This window comes from Agilicoccus flavus (assembly GCF_014857905.1).
GTDB lineage: Bacteria > Actinomycetota > Actinomycetes > Actinomycetales > Dermatophilaceae > Agilicoccus > Agilicoccus flavus.
Window position 1 is genome coordinate 660,298 of the sequence record NZ_JACYXE010000001.1, and the last position, 17,286, is coordinate 677,583.

Genomic DNA, 17,286 nt, shown 5'->3' on the forward strand with positions numbered 1-17,286 from the left:
GCCGTGGCCATGCCCGGCTCGACCCCCGCGCCGCGCTCGTGGCGCCTCATCGGGCCCGGCCTGGTCGTCGCCGCCACCGGCGTTGGCGCCGCGGACCTCGTGGCCACCCTCATCGCCGGCAGCAAGTTCGGGTACGGCCTGCTGTGGTGCGTCGTCGTCGGCTGCGTCATGAAGATCGTCCTCGTCGAGAGCGCCGGCCGGTACTCGCTCGCGACCGGCCGCACGATCTTCGAGGGCTGGGCGACCCTCGGCACGTGGACGTCGGTGTACTTCGGCCCGTACATCGTCGTCTGGGGCTTCGTCTACGGCGCCGCGGCGATGGCCGGGACGGGGCTGCCGCTGGCCTCCCTCTTCCCGGTCCTGTCGGTCACGTGGTGGGGCATCCTCTCGGGGCTCGTCGGGCTGGCCCTCGTGTGGTGGGGCCGGTACGCGGTCTTCGAGAAGGTGTGCGCGGCGCTCGTCGGCCTCATGTTCGTGACGATGGTCGGCGCGGCCCTGCTCACCCTGCCGAACCTCCCGCAGCTGCTCAAGGGCCTCACGCCGTGGATCCCGGACGGCGGCCTCGTCAACGTCCTCGCCCTCGCCGGCGGGGTCGGCGGCACGATCACCCTCGCCGCGTACGGCTACTGGCTGCGCGAGAAGGGGTGGAGCACCCCCGGCCACATGAAGGCGATGCGCATCGACAACACCGTGGCCTACGTCGTCACGGGCATCTTCGTCCTCGCGACGCTCATCGTCGGAGCCGAGCTGCTGTACTCCGCCGGCATCGCGGTGAGCACGGGCGACCGGGGCCTGCTCGACCTGTCGGTCGTCCTCGAGGAGCGGTACGGCACGTGGGCCGGGAAGCTCTTCCTCGTCGGCTTCTGGGCCGCCGCGATGAGTTCGCTCGTGGGCGTGTGGAACGGCGTCTCGCTCATGTTCGCCGACTTCCTCGGCCACGCCCTGCGCCGCCCCGCGGACCACCCCGACCGCCTCTCGGGCGGCCGCTTCTACAAGTGGTACATCCTCTGGCTGACGTTCCCGCCGATGACGATGATGTTCCTCGGCCGCCCCGGCGCGCTCATCCTCGCCTACGGCGTGCTCGGCGCGTTCTTCATGCCGTTCCTCGCGATCACGCTCCTGTGGCTGCTCAACACCGACCGCGTCCCGGCGGCCTGGCGCAACAAGCCGGCGACGAACGTCGTCCTCGCCCTCGTCACGCTCGCGTTCGCCGCCCTCGCGATCAGCGAGCTCGCCAAGCTGTTCTGACCGTGAGCCCGACCGGGCCCGCCGCCCGACGTCAGGACGCGGCCGGCGGCTCCGCACCGAGGAGGCGCCCCGACCGGCCACGGGGTCGCAGTCGGACGGGCGGCAGCGGCGGGGCGGGAAGCCGCCCACCGGGATACCCGGGCACCTCCCCGAACCGGTCGCTCGCCGCCTCCCACTGGTCGCGGGCCCGCACGATGCCCTCGTGGTCCGGCGCCATGAAGTTCCACCACATGACGACCTCGTCCTCGAAGGGCTCGCCGCCGAGGAGGACGAGTCGGGCGCCGTCGCTCCCGGCGGTCAGCCGGAGCGAGGAGGGACCCGGGTCGATCACGCCGAGCTCGCCGGGCGCCAGGGTGGTCCCCTCGACCGCGACCTCGCCGGTGTCGAGCAGGACGGCGTGCTCGAACGCCGGGTCGACGTCGACCGCGGCCGAGACGCCGGGGTCCAGGTCGAGCTGAGCGCCGAGCAGCGCCGTCGCCGTGCGGACCGGGGACGCCCGACCGAGCAGGGACCCGACGAAGACCCGCGCCCGCAGCCCGTCCCGCTCGATCACCGGCGGCGCGTGGTGCTGGAAGCCTCGGGCGCACTCTCCCGCGTCGGCCGGCAGGGCGATCCACAGCTGGACGCCGTGCAACACGGCGCTCGCCCCGGTGGAGACCTCGGAGTGGGCGATGCCGTGCCCGGCCGTCATGAGATTGACCTCGCCCGGACGGACCGTGCCGACGACGCCGGCGGAATCGCGGTGCTCGATCTCGCCCTCGAAGAGCCAGGACACCGTGGCGAGGCCGGTGTGCGGGTGCGGCGGCACGTCCATCCCGGAGTCGGGGCCGACGTCGCAGGGGCCGTAGTGGTCGGCGAAGCACCAGGCCCCGACGAAGGATCGCTCCCGGTGCGGAAGCGTGCGCCGGACGTCGAGCGCCCGGGTCCCCCCGAGGGGGACCTCCCGGGGGGTCAGCACCTGCACGGTCGTCATCGTTCGATCCTCGCAGCCCGGCCCGGCCGGGGCCCGATCACCCGGACAGCGTGCCGATCTTGAAGCCGGAGAGCCGCTGCTGCGGCGTGGTGTCGCCGCTGTGCTGCCCGGTGAACGCGGACGTGCCGTCCTTGCCGCACAGGCCGCGAATGCGGTCCTCGCCGCCGGGGTGCTGCCCGATCCACGAGGTGACGTCGTAGACGGAGCCGTCGATCGCGGTCCAGCACGACGAGTCGGAGGCGTGCTGCGCCACCTCGCTCATCGCGTAGCTGCCGGTGGCGGCGGCGGTCGGGGAGGCCGGCGTGGCGCTCTGGTCGGAGGGGCTGGAGCAGGCGGTCGCGGCGGCGGCCACGAGGGCCAGGCCGAGCAGGGGGAGCGGTCGCTTCACGGTGGTGGTCCTTCCCGGGACGAGCGGTGCGGACCCCCATTGTCCGCCACGGGCCTGGACGCCCCCCGGGCGCCTCAGGCCGTGCGCCGGTCGGGCACCACGGTGAGCCGCGACGTGAGGCCGCCCCGGGCCTGCGCGAGCGCGTCCGTGATGATCGCGGCCACGTCCTTCGCGTGCGGGTCGCGCAGCATCGACATGTGGTCGCCACCGGTGTGGTGCAGGGTCCACGGCCCGGCCAGGTGGGGGCCCCACTGCATGCGGGCCTCCTGGTCCTCGCTCTCGGCGACGACGACGACGGCGCGGCCCTCGTACGGCGTGGTCCGGTAGCGGTGGGCGAGCGCCCGGCTCTGGGCGTGGAAGCGCCAGAACTGGCCGAGGCCGGGCGTCGGCACGAGGCCGGTGACGGCGAGCCCGACGACGTCGCGCACGCGGCGGACCAGACTGCGCGGCGGCAGCGGCGGGAGCACGTCGGGGTCGGGCGGGAAGGAGTCGAGCTCGATGAGCAGCCCCACCTCCTCGCCCGCCCGGCGGAGCTGCTGCGCCATCTCGAGGGCCACGACGCCCCCGAAGGAGTGGCCGGCGAGGTAGTACGGCCCGGCGGGCTGGATCGCCTTGATCGAGGCGATGTTGCGCCGGGCGGCCGCCGGGATCGACCAGTCGGGCAGGCCGCGTCGCTCGAGCGCGTGACTGTGCAGGGCCCAGCACGGCTGGTCCTCCGGCAGGTGCCGCGCGATGGGCACGAAGCCGACACCGAGCCCGCCGCCGCCGGCCACGAGGAACAGCGGCGGGAGCGACCCGCCCGGGCGCAGCTCCGTGATCGTCTGTCGCGCGCGATCCGGCCGGCGCTTGAGGTTGCGTGAGTATTCGGCGAGCGTCGGGGTGGCCGCAAGCATGGAGGAGGTCACGTCCTCGGCGGACACGCCGAGGTCGGTGACGACCCGCTCCGTCAGTTCCTCTGCGGCGAGGGAGTCACCGCCCAGCTCGAAGAAGTCGCCGTGGCGGCCCACCTCCTCGACGTCGAGGACGTCGGCCCAGACCGCCGCGACGAGCCGCTCCCACTCGGTGATGGGCAGCTCGCCCACCTCGATCGTGGGGGCCGGGGGCAGGGCGGAGCGATCGAGCTTGCCGCGTTCGGTGCGCGGCAGGGCGGCGAGGAAGACGACCGCCTCGGGCACGAGGTGACCGGGCAGCAGGCCCCGGAGGGCGGCCCTGGTGGCGGCGCCACTCGGACGCTCGGCCCGCGAGACGACGTAGGAGACGAGCCGGTACTGACCGGTGTCACCGCGGGGCACGCCGACCGTGAGGGCCTCGGCCACGTCGTCGAGGGTGAACAGCGCGGCATCGACCTCGCCGGGCTCGACGAGGTAGCCGCGCACCTTGACGGAGTGGTCGCGCCGGCCGAGAAGGGTGAGCCGCTCCCGGCCCGAGCCCACCTCGGTCTCGACGACGCCGACGTCACTCGTGCGGTAGCGGCGGCGACCGTCGGGCAGGTCGGTGAACGCGGCGGCGGTCGCGGCGTCATTGCCCCAGTAGCCGGACGCCACGAAGTCGCGGGTGACGGTGACGACCCCGGAACCCGGGACGCGGCTGGTGGGCGTCGCGTCGTCGGTCCACGCGTCGACGTCGTCGGCGACGACCTCGATGCGGGTGTGCCCGACAGCGGTGCCGACGGGCAGCGGCCCGGTGAGCCGCGGGTGGTCGGCGTCGACGACGTACTCGCAGATGAGCCCCGTCTCGGAGGAGCCGTAGCGGTTGCGCAGCACGCAGGTGCTTGGCAGGAGCGGCCGCAGCGCCTCGACGTCCCGGCCGTGGGCGGCCTCGCCCGCGATCGTCACCGACCGCAGGCCCGCGAGCTGCCCGGGCGTCGGCCCGGCGGCGACGAAGGCGCGCAGGATGGCGGGGCTCGTGTGCATGATCGTCGCGCCCGAGGAGACGAGGAACGGCGCGAGACCGCCGATGCCACGCCCGCGGCTGTCGTACAGGCGCATCTCGCTGCCGACGACGAGGCCGGCGACGGTGACCATGAGACCGGCGTGGAACGCCGTCGGCAGGGTGTGGGCGATGACGTCGTCGGCGTCGTAGCAGCCGGTGGCGATGGAGTTGTCCCACGCGTCGGCCACGAGCATCCGCTGGTCGTTGACGACGATCTTCGGCACCCCGGTCGAGCCGGAGGTGAAGGCGAGGACGGCCGGGCCGGCCGGGTCGACCGGCTCGTCCCACAGCGCCTCGGCGGGAGCGGGCGACAGGCCGGACCACGGCTGGGTCGGGGCGCCGAGCTCGCCGGCGAGCTCGGTGAGGTCGTCGGCGGCGAGGACGAGGCGCGCACCGGCGCGCTCGACGAACTGGGCGAGGCGCGGGCCGGGGGTGCGGGCGTCGAGGACGAGCAGCGGACGACCGGAGGCGATGACGCCGAGGATGGCCGCGACGGCGGCGGTGGTGTGTCCGAAGAGGACGGCGACCGGGGCGTCCGCCGGGGTCCGGCGATCGACGCCGGCGCGGACCGCGGCGGCCTGCGCCGCGAGGTCGGCGTACGTGAGGGCGCCCTCGGAGTCGGTGACGGCCACCGCGTCGGGGATCGCACCGACGACGGTCCGGAACCGCGCGACGACCCCGCCCGCAGCGTCGGCGTCCGACAGGGGGATGAGGTCTCGACGTCCGCTCGTGCCGTTCATGTGTGTCCCTTCCTGGGCCCTCACCGGCCGCCCGAGATCGGGGGGCTCGCCGGTCCGCCCGCGAGACCGGCGCGACGCGACACGGAGGGGGCGTCGAGCACGTCCAGCGTAGGAGCCGCTCTCCCCGGTGTGGTCACCCCTCGTAAACATCGGGGACCGCCTCCGACGACCTTGTCGGTGGCGGCTGCCAGGATGCAGGGACGAGTCGACGTGGCGACGCGAACCGGGCCGGCGGGCCGTGTGACCGGCGGGAAATGTCGTGAACTGTCATGACGTGCACGGACATCGAAGAGGGGAGGCGCTCGTGCGGCGAGTGGGCGGGCGGTTGGTCCTGAGCGCGACCGACCTGACGAAACACCTGACGTGTGCGCACGTGACGACGCTCGACCTGGCCGAGCTCGACGAGCCCGATCCCCCGGTCCCCGCGGGCCCCGACGACGCCCTCGACCTCGTGTTCGCCAAGGGCATCGACCACGAGGAGGCCTACCTCGCGCGCCTCGATGCGGCGGGCCGTCAGGTCGTGCACATCGGCGGGTCGGGCCCCGCGGCCGCCGAGCAGACCCTGGCGGCGATGGCCGTCGGCGCGGACGTCGTCTACCAGGGGGTACTCGACGAGCGCGGGTGGACCGGGACGGCCGACTTCCTCCTGCGCCGCGAGTGCCCCGACGAGCCGAGCCGGTTCGGGCCGTGGCGCTACGACCTCGCCGACACCAAGCTGGCCCGGCGCCTGGAGGTGCCGGCGCTGCTGCAGATGGCCTCGTACGCCGAGCGGCTGGCCCACCTGCAGGACGTCCCCCCGGCCGACCTCGTCGTCGTCGCGGGCGACGGGCAGGAGCACCGGTGGGCGTGGGCCGACGTCCGCGCCTACGCCCGCCGCGCGTCGGCCCGGCTCGAGAGCGCGGTGGCCCGGACGGGGCTGCTCGGGCCCGACACCCGGCCCGTGCCGGTGCCGCACTGCAAGCAGTGCCGGTGGTCGCGGCACTGCGCGCAGCAGTGGGAGGACGCCGACGACCTCGCGCTCGTCGCCGGAATGCGCAGCAGTGCGCGCGAGGCGCTGCGGGCGGCGGGCATCGAGACCCTCCAGGCGCTGGCCGAGGCCGACGTCGCCGACGTGACCGCGGCGATCGGGGGGCCCGCGGGTCGCAAGCTGCACCGGCAGGCCGGGCTGCAGCTCGCCGAGCGCCGGACGGGTTCCCCCGCCTACGAGCTGCTCCCCCACCAGCGCGGCCTCGGCCTCGACCAGTTGCCGGCGCCGCATCCCGACGACGTCTACCTCGACTTCGAGGGCGACCCCTGGGCGAACGGGGGCGCCGGCCTCGAGTACCTCGCGGGGCTCTCCGACCGCCGGGGCGGCTTCCACACGTGGTGGGCCCACGACCCGGCGCAGGAGAAGCTCCTGCTCGAGCGGCTCGTCGACGACCTCACCGCGCGGGTGGCCGCCTCCCCCGGGATGCACGTCTACCACTACGCCCCGTACGAGCGGACGGCCCTCACGCGCCTCGCCGGACGGTACGGGACGCGCGAGTCCGCGGTCGACGACCTCCTGCGCGACGGGGTCCTCGTCGACCTGTTCGCCGTCGTGCGGCAGTCGCTGCGGATCAGCAAGAGCTCGTACTCGATCAAGAAGCTCGAGGCGTTCTACTGGGCGCACACCCGCACGGCGGCCGAGGGCGAGGTCGCCGACGCCCTCAGCTCGGTCGTCGAGTACGAGAAGTGGCTGCAGCACGGGCGGCCCGGGACCCTCGAGGCCATTGCCCGGTACAACGAGCAGGACTGCCTCTCGACCCTGGCGCTGCACGAGTGGCTCGAGCAGCGGCGGGCGGAGGCGGCCGGGCGCGGCGACGACCTCACCCGACCCGAGGAGCGGGCCGCCTCTCTCGACCGCGCCGCCGCCGAGAAGGCGGAGGCCAGGCGGGCCGGCCTGTCCGCCGAGGAGGCCGACGAGAACGAGGTGGCCGACGCCCTGCGCGCGGCCGGCGACCCCCTCATGGCGGCGTGCGTCGGCTGGCACCGCCGGGAGGCGCGGCCGCAGTGGTGGGAGTACTTCCGCTACGGCGACCTCTCGACCGAGGACCTCGTCGCCGATCCGAAGACCCTCGGCGGCCTCGAGGCGCCCGAGCACGTGCGGGACGTCCTCGACGCGAAGGGCCGGCGGGTGACCTCCAAGGTGTGGCGGTACGCGATGCCGCCACAGGAGTACGCGGGCGCCGTGGGCGCGGCCCTGCCGTGCGTCGACACGCACGTCGGGATGGGCACGCTCGTCGCGTTCGATCCGGTGGCGGGCTGGGCGGAGTTTAGCCGGGGCGCGAAGGCCGACCCGGTGCCCGCCCGGGCCGCCGGGCTCCCGGGCCCGATCGACGACTCGGCGATGCGGGCGGCCCTGCGACGCACGGGCCGCGACCTGCTGGCGGGGAGCCGGGGCAGCGCCGGCGGGGCGCTGCTGCGCGGCGACGTCCCCGACGCCGCCGACCTCGCCCCGCGAGAGGGCGAGTCGGCCGCCGACGTCGTCGTCCGGGTCGGACGGGGCCTGCACGGGCAGGTGCTCGCGGTCCAGGGGCCGCCGGGAACGGGCAAGACGACGGCCGCGTCGGCCCTGATCCGGGCGCTGCTCGACGACGGCCGGACCGTCGGGGTCACGGCCCTGTCGCACGCCGTCATCGGCAACCTCCTCGATGCGGTGGGGCGGCCCGCGCTGCAGAAGACGGGAAGCAAGGCCGGCCGGGTCCGCGGCGAGGTCGAGGAGACCGGCGACACCGGCCGCATCGTCGCGGACCTCGCCGACGGGCGCGCCCGGCTCGTCGGCGGAACGGCCTGGCTGTGGTCCCGCCCCGAGTTGGCCGAGGCGGTCGACGTCCTCGTCGTCGACGAGGCGGGGCAGTTCTCGCTCGCCAACGCGATCGCCGCGGCCGGCTGCGCGCGATCGGTGGTCCTGCTCGGCGACCCGCAGCAGCTCACGCAGCCCACCCGTGCGACGCACCCCGACGGCGGCGACGTCTCCGCGCTGCAGCACCTCATCGGCGAGCACGACACGATCCCCGCCGACGTCGGGGTCTTCCTCGACCGCACGTGGCGCATGCACCCCGAGCTCGCCTCGTTCGTCTCGGAGCTGTCGTACGAGGGGCGGCTGCGTCCCACGCCGGGCCGCGAGGTGCAGCGGGTCACCCCCGCTCCCGGGGCGCGCGGCCCCGCCGCGCGACTGCCCGGCGCCGGCTTGGCCTGGCTGCCCGTCGAGCACGCGGGCAACGTCGCCGACTCCCCGGAGGAGGCCCGCGTCGTGGCCGACCTCGTCTCCGGGCTCGTCGGGGGCGAGTTCGTCGGGCTCGACCCCGAGGGGCAGCCGCTCACCCGGCCGCTCACCCTCGACGACGTCCTCGTCGTCGCCCCGTTCAACGCCCACGTCGCCCGGCTCGCGGCGGCGCTGCCCGAGGGTGCGCGGGTCGGCACCGTCGACCGGTTCCAGGGCCAGGAGGCTCCCGTCGTCGTCTACGCGATGGGCAGCTCCGACGCCGACCTCGCCCCCCGCGGCGTGGGCTTCCTGTTCGACCTGCACCGGCTCAACGTCGCCGTCTCCCGCGCCAAGGCGCTCGCGGTGCTCGTCGGCTCCCCCGCCCTGCTCGACGCGCCCGCCCGCTCCCCGCAGCAGGTGCGTCAGATCAACGCGATGTGCCGATTCGTCGAGCGGGCGACCCCGGTGGGGTGAGGCCGCCGGCGACGACGAACCCTGGACCGCGCGCACCCTGCCCCGGTCCGCCACCGTCCTACGCTCGGGGCATGAGCGAGCGCATCGACACCCCTGACGTCATCATCCGCCGGATCTCCGTGTCCGACATGGACAACAACGTCTACCTCCTCACCGCGAGGGCCACCGGCGTCCGCGTGCTGATCGACGCGGCCGACGATCCCGAGGCGATCGCGGCGCTCCTCCAGGAGTCACTCCACGAGTCGGCGTCCGACGCCGGCGGGGGCGGCGAGGCCGACGGGGCCCCGGCGCTCCACGCGATCTGCACGACGCACTCCCACTGGGACCACGTGCGGGCCCTGCCGCAGGTCGCGGCGACGACGGGGGCGACCACGATGGCGGGGGCCGACGACGCCGGCGACATCGAGCACCCGACGCGGCGGCCCCTGCACCACGGCGACGTCGTCGAGGTCGGGCGGGTGTGCCTGGAGGCGATCCACCTGCGCGGCCACACGCCCGGCTCCATCGCGTTCCTGCTGCGGACGCCCGACGGCCCGGACCACCTCTTCTCGGGCGACTCGCTGTTCCCCGGCGGTGTGGGCAAGACGAACAGCCCCGCCGACTTCCGGTCCCTGCTCGACGACGTCGAGGAGCGGCTGTTCGACGCCCTGCCCGACGACACGGTCGTCCACCCCGGCCACGGCGCGGCCACCACCATCGGTGCCGAGCGCCCCCACCTGGCGGAGTGGCGCGAGCGGGGGTGGTGAGCGTCGGCCGGCGCGCGGCCGGGCCGGCCGTCAGCGCTTGGCGCCGCGGCTCACGCCCCACAGGGTCCCGGCGCCGAGGAAGAACACGAGCAGGATCCACGGCAGCGCGGCGAAGACGTCCCACTGCTTGATCGCGAGGATGACGACCGAGGCCAGGACGAGGACGACGAGCCCGACGGACGCGTGCATTCCGGAGACTCCGCGGCGAGGGGTGGGGTCGATGGTCATGAGGGAGGCCCTTCCGTGGTTCGCGAGCCGTGCGATGCCGTCAGACTTACCGTGGTCCAGTGCGGGAGCGCACCCCTGCCGAGCCGTCTTCACCGATTGTTCGTTCGCCGATCGCCCTCCCGTGGCCCACGTGAACCCAATGCACCCCGGCACCGGACACGACCGGGGGACAACGACATCCGACGCCTCTCGGCGCCGGGGACGGCGGTGACGGCATGACCGACGCGACGGTCGTGGGCTCGGGCCCGAACGGGCTCGCGGCGGCCGTCGTCCTCGCCCGGGCGGGCCTGTCGGTCCACGTGATCGAGGGCCAGGCCGGCCTCGGCGGGGGCGCGCGCACCCTCCCCCTCACGCTGCCGGGGTTCCTCCACGACGCGTGCTCGGCGGTCCACCCGTCGGCGATGACGTCGGAGTTCTTCACCCGGTTCGAGCTGACGCGGCGCGTCGAGTTCGTCGTCCCCGACGTCTCCTACGCCCATCCGCTGCCGGGCGGCCGCGTCGGGCTCGCCCACCGCGACGTCGAGGCGACCGCCGCGGCGCTCGGCCCCGACGGGCCGGCGTGGCTCGCGTTCATGCGGCCCCTCATCGCGCACGCCGCCGGCATCGCCGACCTCACCGGCGGCTCGCTCCTGCGGCTACCCCACGACCTGCTCGGCTCCGCCTGGTTCGGGGCGCGCGTCGGCGAGCTCGCCGGCCCGTGGCGCACCGCGCGGTTCTCCACCGACGTGCCTCCGGCGCTGCTCGCGGGGTGCCTGGCCCACGCCGTCGCCGAGCCGGCGAGCCTCGCCGCCGCCGGCGCGGGGATCAAGCTCGCGACCGAGGCCCACGTCGACGGCTGGCCGCTGCCGATCGGCGGCTCGCAGGCCATCGTCGACGCGATGCTCGACGACCTGCGCGACCACGGCGCCCGGTTCACGACCGGCACCCGGGTGACGTCCCTGGACGAGATCGACTCGCCCCTGCGGGTGCTCGACGTCTCGGCTCGCGGGCTGCTCGACCTCGCCGGCGACCGGCTCCCCCCGCGCTACGCCCGCGCCCTGCGCACGTACACCTCCGGACACGGCACGGCGAAGCTCGACCTCGCCCTCTCCGGCCCGATCCCCTGGCGCTCGCCCGAGATCGGCGCCTCGCCCACGGTCCACCTCGGCGGGTCGTGGCGCGACATCCACGCCGCCGAGCGGGCGGTGCAGGCGGGCCGCCATCCCACGAAGCCTTACGTCCTGCTGTGCCAGCCGAGCCTGCTCGACGCCACCCGCGCCCCCGCCGGAGGGCACGTCGTGTGGGCGTACACGCACGTCCCGCACGGCGCGGAGCGCGACATGACCGAGGCGATCCTCGACGTCATCGAGGCGGAGGCGCCGGGCGTCCGCGACCTCGTCCTGGGCGCCCACTCGCGCACCGCGGCCGACCTCGCCGCCGAGAACCCCAACGCCCACGGCGGCGAGATCATGGGCGGTGCGCTGACGATGCGGCAGATCATCGCCCGACCGACGCTGTCGCCGACACCGTGGCGGACCCCGCTGCGCGGGGTCTATCTCGCGTCCGCGTCCACCTCACCCGGGCCGGCCGTCCACGGCCTGTGCGGGATGCACGCGGCGCGCACCGCCCTGTCGGACCTGTACGGGATGACCGAGCTGCCCGACCTCGCGCCGGAGGCCCTGCGGCGCGCGCCGCAGGGCCTCCGGTGAGTCGAGGCGCTCAGCGCCGGAAGACCTGCACGACCGACGGCCGCGGCCCGCGGAAGCCGCCGTCGTAGGGGAACCGCGAGGCGGGTGTCGCGAACGTCGCCCCGTCGACCTCGCCGGGGTGCTGGATGGCGACCATGACGGTCCGCTCGTCGAAGGAGACGACCGGACCGCACGTCTCGGCCCCGACGGGCACCGACAGGAACTGCACGAGGTGGCCTCGCTCGGGGCCCTCCAACGGCATCATGAACAGCCCGTCGCAGTGCTTGAGCGACCCCGGCTGCCCGTCGGTGGCGATCCACAGGTTGCCGCGGCTGTCGAAGGTCACGTTGTCGGGGCAGCTGATCGGCGTGACCTTGGACTTGTCGAAGCCCGCGTAGTACGTCGCGGGGTCCTTCGGGTCACCGCAGACGAGCACGAGATCCCAGACGAACTCGGTGCTCGCGTGGTGGCCGTTCGTCGGGCCGAACTCGACGACCTGCCCGTGCTTGTTCGCGGCGCGCGGGTTGGCCTCGTCGATCTGGCCGGGCTTACGGTCCGAGTTGTTCGTGCAGGCCATGTAGACCTTGTTGTTGTGGGGGTTCCACTCGACGTCCTCGGGCCGGTCCATCTTCGTCGCGCCGACGGTGTCGGCGGCCTCCCGCGTGAACACGAGCACCTCCTCGATGCTCATGCCCGGCACCATCGACCTGCCGTCCTTGGTCAGGGGGAGCCAACGGCCGGTGCCGTCGTGCACGCCGTCGGCGGCGCCGTCGCCGGTGAACCGGGCGACGTAGAGGTCGCCGGCCTCGAGGAGGCGCATGTTGTGGCGGCGGGCGTGCTCCGAGGATCCGCGGTCGAACCGGCGCGCCGAGACGAACTTGTAGAGGTACTCGAACTTCGAGTCGTCCCCGGTGTAGACGACGACCCGCCCGTCGGGGTCGACGACGACGTTCGCGCCCTCGTGCTTCACGCGCCCGAGGGCGGTGTGCTTGCGCGGGGTCGAGTCCGGGTCGTCAGGGTCGATCTCGACGACCCAGTTGAAGCGGTGCGGCTCGTTGGGCTCCTTGGAGATGTCGAAGCGCGACTCGACGCGGTCCCAGCCGCGGCCCTTGCTCGTGAGGCCGTAGCGCTTGAGCCGCTTGGCGTTCGCCGCGGTGGGCGAGACGGTGTCGCCCCTGAAGTACTCGACGTTCTCTTCGCCGGAGAGCACCGTCCCCCAGGGGGTGAGGCCACCGGCGCAGTTGTTGAGGGTGCCGAGCGCGACGCGGCCGGTGGGGTCGGCCGAGGTCCGCAGGAGGGGGCTGCCGGCCGCGGGGCCGGTGAAGCGGAACGGCGTCGAGGAGGTGATGCGGCGGTTCCGGCGACCGCCCCGGACGTAGGACCACGGGTGGCCGGGCCCGCGACGGCGCAGCTCGACGACGCTCATGCCGTGCGCCGCGAGGATCGTGCGGAGCTGCTCGTCGCTGAGGTCCGAGTTCTCCTCGATCCCCGGGAACATGAACTCGTCGTTCGTGTACTCGTGGTTGCACACGAGCGTCGCCTTGTTGCGGCGGCGGGGGATGAGGACCGTGTAGTCGTTGTTGTAGCCGAACTGCCGGGACTGCGCGGTGGCGCTCTGGCGGCCGGCGTCGAACTCGGGGGCGTCGTCGAACAGCGGGTCGCCCCAGCGGATGACCGGACGCCACGTCCAGCCCTTCGGGACGACGAGGCGGTCGGTGCTCGAGGGGACGGGGTCGATGCCGCGGAACCCCATCGGCCACAGACGGCCGCCGGGGTGCGCCGCGCCGGCGCCCGTCGCGACGGGGTCGACCGCGGTCGCGGCCGGGGCCGCCGCGGCGGCCCGGTCGGCACCGGCGCCGGAGCCCACGAGGCCGACGAGCGCGGCGCCGGCGGCCCCGGCCCGCAAGACGGTGCGTCGCGAGATCGACGCGGCGACGACGTCGCCGAAGTAGTCGTTGTCGCTCTCGTTGGCGAGCGGCTGCGAGCAGGCGTCGCCGCACTTGTAGTGACACGTCATCGCCGCACGACCGCCGGGGTGGGACCGGGCGGGCGAGAGCGGCGTCAGCGTCAGGTGTCGCGAGGGGGGCATGACGGGGCCTTTCGGGGGCGGACGGGTGCCGCCGACCCTAGGCAGCGCCGGTGTCCGGCGACCGATCCCGGAGTGAACACCCGGTGGCGCGCAGGTGTGCCCGCCGTCGCCCGCGCGCTCCCGCCGCGTGTCCGCGTCGCTCGGACGCTGCTCAGGCGTCCTCGGGTCCGCTCGCCGGTTCCTCGTCGTGGTATGCCTCGGTGGGCACGCCGGAGGTGATGAGGGTGCCGTCGGTGCGGTGCGCCCCCTCGAGCGGATGGGTGCGGACCTTGTCGGTCAGCCGCGGACCCTGCCCGTCGAGCGCGACCTCGACCGGGGCGGCGGCGGTGACGCGGTGCGCGACGCCGCGCACCAGGACGTCCAGCTCCTCGCCCTCCTCCAGCGCGAGCGTCACCGACTCCTGGCGCAGGCTCACGCGGAGGCGGACCCCGCGGTTGGTGATCCGGAACGTCAGCCCGGTCCACGCGGCGGGCAGGCGCGGGTCGAGGCCGACCGTGCCCTCCGACGTCCACAGACCGCCGAACCCGTGCACGAGACAGTTCCACACGCCGCCGGCCGAGGCGACGTGCACCCCGTCCGTCGTGTTCGAGTGCAGGTCGGCGAGGTCGACGAACAGGCCCTTGCGGAAGTAGTCGAGGGCGGTCTTGTCGTGGCCCACGCGGGCGGCGATGATCGACTGCACGACCGCCGACAGGGTCGAGTCGCCCGTCGTGATCGGGTCGTAGTACTCGAAGTTCGCGCGCTTCTCCTCGTCGGTGAACCGGTCGGCCTGCAGGAACATCGCGAGCACGACGTCGGCCTGTTTGAGCACCTGGAACCGGTAGATGACGAGCGGGTGGTAGTGCAGCAGCAGGGGCCGCTTCTCCGGTGGGGTACGCGCCAGGTCCCATAGCTCCCGGTCGAGGAAGTGCTGATCCTGCGGGTGGATGCCGAGGGTCTCGTCGAAGGGGATGCGCATGTGGGCCGCGCATTCCTCCCACTCGGCGACCTCGTCGTCGGCGAGGTCGAGGCGCGCGACCATCGCGTCGTGGGCGCGCGGGTCGGCGCGGGCCATCTCGCGGACCGCGGACGCCGCCCTCTCGAGATTGAACCGAGCCATGACGTTCGTGAAGAGGTTGTTGTTGACGACCGTCGTGTACTCGTCGGGCCCCGTGACGCCGTGGATGTTGAACGTGCGGGCGCCGTTGCTGTGCCAGAAGCCGAGGTCGGCCCACATGCGTGCCGTCTCGACGAGGATGTCGACGCCCTGGCTGATCATGAAGGCCGTGTCGCCGGAGATGTCGACGTAGCGGGCGATGGCGAACGCGATGTCGGCGTCGATGTGGTACTGGGCGGTGCCCGCCGCGTAGTAGGCGGATGCCTCCTCGCCGTTGATCGTGCGCCACGGGAACAGCGCCCCACGCTGCGACATCTCCTCGGCGCGGCGGCGCGCGGCGTCGAGCAGGTTGACGCGGAACCGCAGGGCGTTCCGGGCCAGCGACGGCATCGTGTAGGCGAGGAACGGAATGACGTAGACCTCGGTGTCCCAGAAGTAATGGCCCTCGTAGCCCGACCCCGTCAGGCCCTTGGCCGGGACGCCCTGCTGGTCGGCGCGGGCGGTGGCCTGCGCGAGCTGGAAGAGGTTCCACCGCACCGCCTGCTGCAGCGCCGGTTGGTTCTCGATCTCGACGTCGGCGTGCTCCCAGAAGTCGGCGAGCCACGCGGCCTGCGCCACGTGGTAGCTCTGGACGCCGTCGTTGCGGACCCGGTCGAGGGTGCGCCGGCAGCGGTCGAACAGTTCGCGCACCGGCACCCCGCGGGAGGTGTGGTAAGCGACGGCCTTGGTGATGTAGATCGGCCGGCCCTGCTTCGCCGCGACGCGGTACACCTTCTTGCCGAGGTCGGGCTCGGTGTCGATGAGCTCCTCGAAGACGTTGTCGGTCTCGATCGTGTGGTCCGCACCGATGCCGAGGGTCATGCCGGAGTTCGCGCAGCGGTACCCGAGCAGCATCCGCCGCTCGCTGTGCCAGTCGCCCTGCGGGCGCAGCACTCGGTGGGCGAATTGCTTGGTCTGCCGGGGGTCCAGGCCCTCGCCCATCGCCGCATCCCGGACGAAGTACTCGTCGACGCCGTCCTGGCGGTTCATGATCTGGCTCGACACGACGACGGGCGCGTCGCCGTCGAGCATCGTCACCTCGATCGTCATGATCGCGAGGTGTCGCTGCACGAACGAGACCATGCGCGTCGTCGCGATGCGGACCCGCTTGCCGGCGGGGGTGCGCCACACGATCGTGCGCCGCAGCACCCCCTCGCGGAAGTCGATGTGCCGGTCGTAGGACTCGATGTCGGCGACCGAGAGCAGCATCGGCTCGTCGTCGACGTAGAGCTTCATGAGCTTGCTGTCCGGGACGTCGACCATCGTCTGGCCGGTCTTCGCGAACGCGAACGCGGCCTCCGCGTGGTGGATCTCCCACGTCTCGTGGAAGCCGTTGATATACGTGCCGTGCACGTGCGCGTCGCGGCCCTCGGGCGGGTTGGCGCGCATCCCGAGGTAGCCGTTGCCGACCGCGAACAGGGTTTCGGTGAGGCCGAGCTTCGCGGAGTCGGGCCCGGTCTCGACGAGGCGCCACGGGTCGACGGGGAAGCGGCGCCGGTCGAGCGGATCCTCGACATCGACGTCGAGCCTCACGGGAGCAGCTCCGCCAGGTCGGCGACGACGACGTCCGCGCCGGCGGCGCTGAGGGCCTGGGGCCCGGCACCGCGGTCGACGCCGACGACGAGGCCGAAGCCACCCGCCTTCCCGGCCCGGACCCCCGACGTCGCGTCCTCGAGGACGACGGCCCGGTCCGCCGCGACGCCGAGCCGGTCCGCCGCGGCGAGGAACGTGTCGGGTTCGGGCTTGCCGGGCAAGCCGTCGCGCGCGGCGACCGCGCCGTCGACGACGACCTCGAACCGGTCGGCGATGCCCGAGACCTTGAGGACGTGGGGGGCGTTGGCGCTCGAGGAGACGACCGCCATCCGGATCCCGGCGTCGCCGAGGTGGTCGAGCAGCCGCAGCGACCCGGGGTAGGGGTCGACGCCGTCCCGGTCGAGCACCTCGTTGACGGCGACGTTCTTGCGGTTGCCGATCCCGCAGACGGTGTCCGCCTCCGGGGGGTCGGAGGGGTCGCCGTACGGCAGCTCGATGCCGCGCGAGGCGAGGAAGGTGGCCACCCCCTCGTAGCGGGGGCGCCCGTCGACGTGGTCGTAGTAGTCCTGCTCGGTGTACGCGGGCTGCCCGCGCCCGGCGAGGAACGCGTCGAACGTCTCCGCCCAGGCGGCCATGTGCACGAGCGCGGTCGGGGTGAGCACGCCGTCGAGGTCGAAGAGCGCGGCGTCGTATCGGATCCAGTCCACCTGCCCAGCGTACGAACCCGCGGCCCGGGGGGCCCGCACCCACGGGTCCGCCCGCGAGGCGCGGGGTGATTTCGCCGTGCCCGACGCCCCGCGCATCCGGAGCCGGGCCCGGGCAGCCGCCGCGTCCGCCGCGCGCGACGCGGGGGGACACGCGAGCGCGGGAGCCGTCCCCGCCGGGGGTCGACGCCCGCGCCGGCGGG

11 protein-coding genes are annotated in these 17,286 nt (G+C 74.0%); 4 read left to right on the forward strand and 7 right to left on the reverse strand.

Annotated features, from left to right (window positions below; genetic code table 11):
* Positions 1–9: 9 nt before the first annotated feature.
* Entirely contained in the window at positions 10–1,248 is a 1,239-nt protein-coding gene (locus ICW24_RS02990) for an Nramp family divalent metal transporter (RefSeq protein ID WP_226344345.1), read from the forward strand.
* 31 nt (positions 1,249–1,279) lie between these two features.
* Here the strand turns inward: ICW24_RS02990 and ICW24_RS02995 are convergent, their stop codons facing one another.
* The 3 genes from ICW24_RS02995 to ICW24_RS03005 form a co-directional block, all read right to left on the reverse strand.
* On the reverse strand, positions 1,280–2,221 hold the full coding sequence (locus tag ICW24_RS02995; protein ID WP_226344197.1) for a pirin family protein: 942 nt from the start codon (positions 2,219–2,221) through the stop codon (positions 1,280–1,282).
* A 37-nt stretch (positions 2,222–2,258) separates the two neighbouring features.
* Positions 2,259–2,609, reverse strand: a complete 351-nt coding sequence (locus ICW24_RS19565; RefSeq protein WP_226344198.1) for a cytochrome b5 domain-containing protein — start codon at positions 2,607–2,609, stop codon at positions 2,259–2,261.
* A gap of 74 nt (positions 2,610–2,683) precedes the next feature.
* Positions 2,684–5,281 carry an AMP-binding protein gene (locus ICW24_RS03005; protein ID WP_226344199.1) on the reverse strand — a complete coding sequence of 866 codons (2,598 nt, stop codon included), beginning with the start codon at positions 5,279–5,281 and terminating at the stop codon, positions 2,684–2,686.
* Between the two features lie 313 nt (positions 5,282–5,594).
* Between ICW24_RS03005 and ICW24_RS03010 the strand changes: the two genes are divergently transcribed.
* Together ICW24_RS03010 and ICW24_RS03015 are read left to right on the forward strand one after the other, a co-directional pair.
* Positions 5,595–8,981 carry a TM0106 family RecB-like putative nuclease gene (locus ICW24_RS03010; protein ID WP_226344346.1) on the forward strand — a complete coding sequence of 1,129 codons (3,387 nt, stop codon included), beginning with the start codon at positions 5,595–5,597 and terminating at the stop codon, positions 8,979–8,981.
* A 71-nt stretch (positions 8,982–9,052) separates the two neighbouring features.
* A complete protein-coding gene (locus tag ICW24_RS03015; protein ID WP_226344200.1) occupies positions 9,053–9,727 on the forward strand; it encodes an MBL fold metallo-hydrolase in 675 nt (224 codons plus the stop codon).
* Positions 9,728–9,757: 30 nt separating this feature from the next.
* Here ICW24_RS03015 and ICW24_RS03020 read toward each other — a convergent pair whose 3' ends face one another.
* Positions 9,758–9,955, reverse strand: coding sequence for a hypothetical protein (locus ICW24_RS03020; protein WP_226344201.1), 198 nt, complete (start codon positions 9,953–9,955; stop codon positions 9,758–9,760).
* Positions 9,956–10,170: 215 nt separating this feature from the next.
* Here ICW24_RS03020 and ICW24_RS03025 point away from each other — a divergent pair, with 215 nt between their 5' ends.
* Positions 10,171–11,643, forward strand: coding sequence for a phytoene desaturase family protein (locus tag ICW24_RS03025; RefSeq protein ID WP_226344202.1), 1,473 nt, complete (start codon positions 10,171–10,173; stop codon positions 11,641–11,643).
* 10 nt (positions 11,644–11,653) lie between these two features.
* Here ICW24_RS03025 and ICW24_RS03030 read toward each other — a convergent pair whose 3' ends face one another.
* From ICW24_RS03030 to ICW24_RS03040, 3 genes are all read right to left on the reverse strand, one after another.
* Positions 11,654–13,711: a PhoX family protein gene (locus ICW24_RS03030; protein WP_226344203.1), complete on the reverse strand. Its 2,058-nt coding sequence runs from the start codon at positions 13,709–13,711 to the stop codon at positions 11,654–11,656.
* A 151-nt stretch (positions 13,712–13,862) separates the two neighbouring features.
* Complete coding sequence (locus ICW24_RS03035) at positions 13,863–16,379, reverse strand: glycoside hydrolase family 65 protein (protein ID WP_226344204.1); 2,517 nt, start codon at positions 16,377–16,379, stop codon at positions 13,863–13,865.
* The gene (locus ICW24_RS03040) at positions 16,376–17,086 is read right to left on the reverse strand and encodes an HAD family hydrolase (protein ID WP_226344205.1); all 711 of its coding nucleotides are present in this window, start codon (positions 17,084–17,086) and stop codon (positions 16,376–16,378) included. Before ICW24_RS03040 ends, ICW24_RS03035 begins: the two co-directional genes overlap by 4 nt.
* Positions 17,087–17,286: the final 200 nt, after the last annotated feature.

Excerpts from the sequence above, each read along its gene's own strand:
- ICW24_RS03020 (WP_226344201.1), bottom strand. The coding sequence starts at position 9,955 with ATGACCATCGACCCCACCCCTCGCCGCGGAGTCTCCGGAATGCACGCG.
- ICW24_RS02995 (WP_226344197.1), bottom strand. The coding sequence starts at position 2,221 with ATGACGACCGTGCAGGTGCTGACCCCCCGGGAGGTCCCCCTCGGGGGG.
- ICW24_RS03005 (WP_226344199.1), bottom strand. The coding sequence starts at position 5,281 with ATGAACGGCACGAGCGGACGTCGAGACCTCATCCCCCTGTCGGACGCC.
- ICW24_RS03015 (WP_226344200.1), top strand. The coding sequence starts at position 9,053 with ATGAGCGAGCGCATCGACACCCCTGACGTCATCATCCGCCGGATCTCC.
- ICW24_RS03030 (WP_226344203.1), bottom strand. The coding sequence starts at position 13,711 with ATGCCCCCCTCGCGACACCTGACGCTGACGCCGCTCTCGCCCGCCCGG.
- ICW24_RS02990 (WP_226344345.1), top strand. The coding sequence starts at position 10 with ATGCCCGGCTCGACCCCCGCGCCGCGCTCGTGGCGCCTCATCGGGCCC.
- ICW24_RS03025 (WP_226344202.1), top strand. The coding sequence starts at position 10,171 with ATGACCGACGCGACGGTCGTGGGCTCGGGCCCGAACGGGCTCGCGGCG.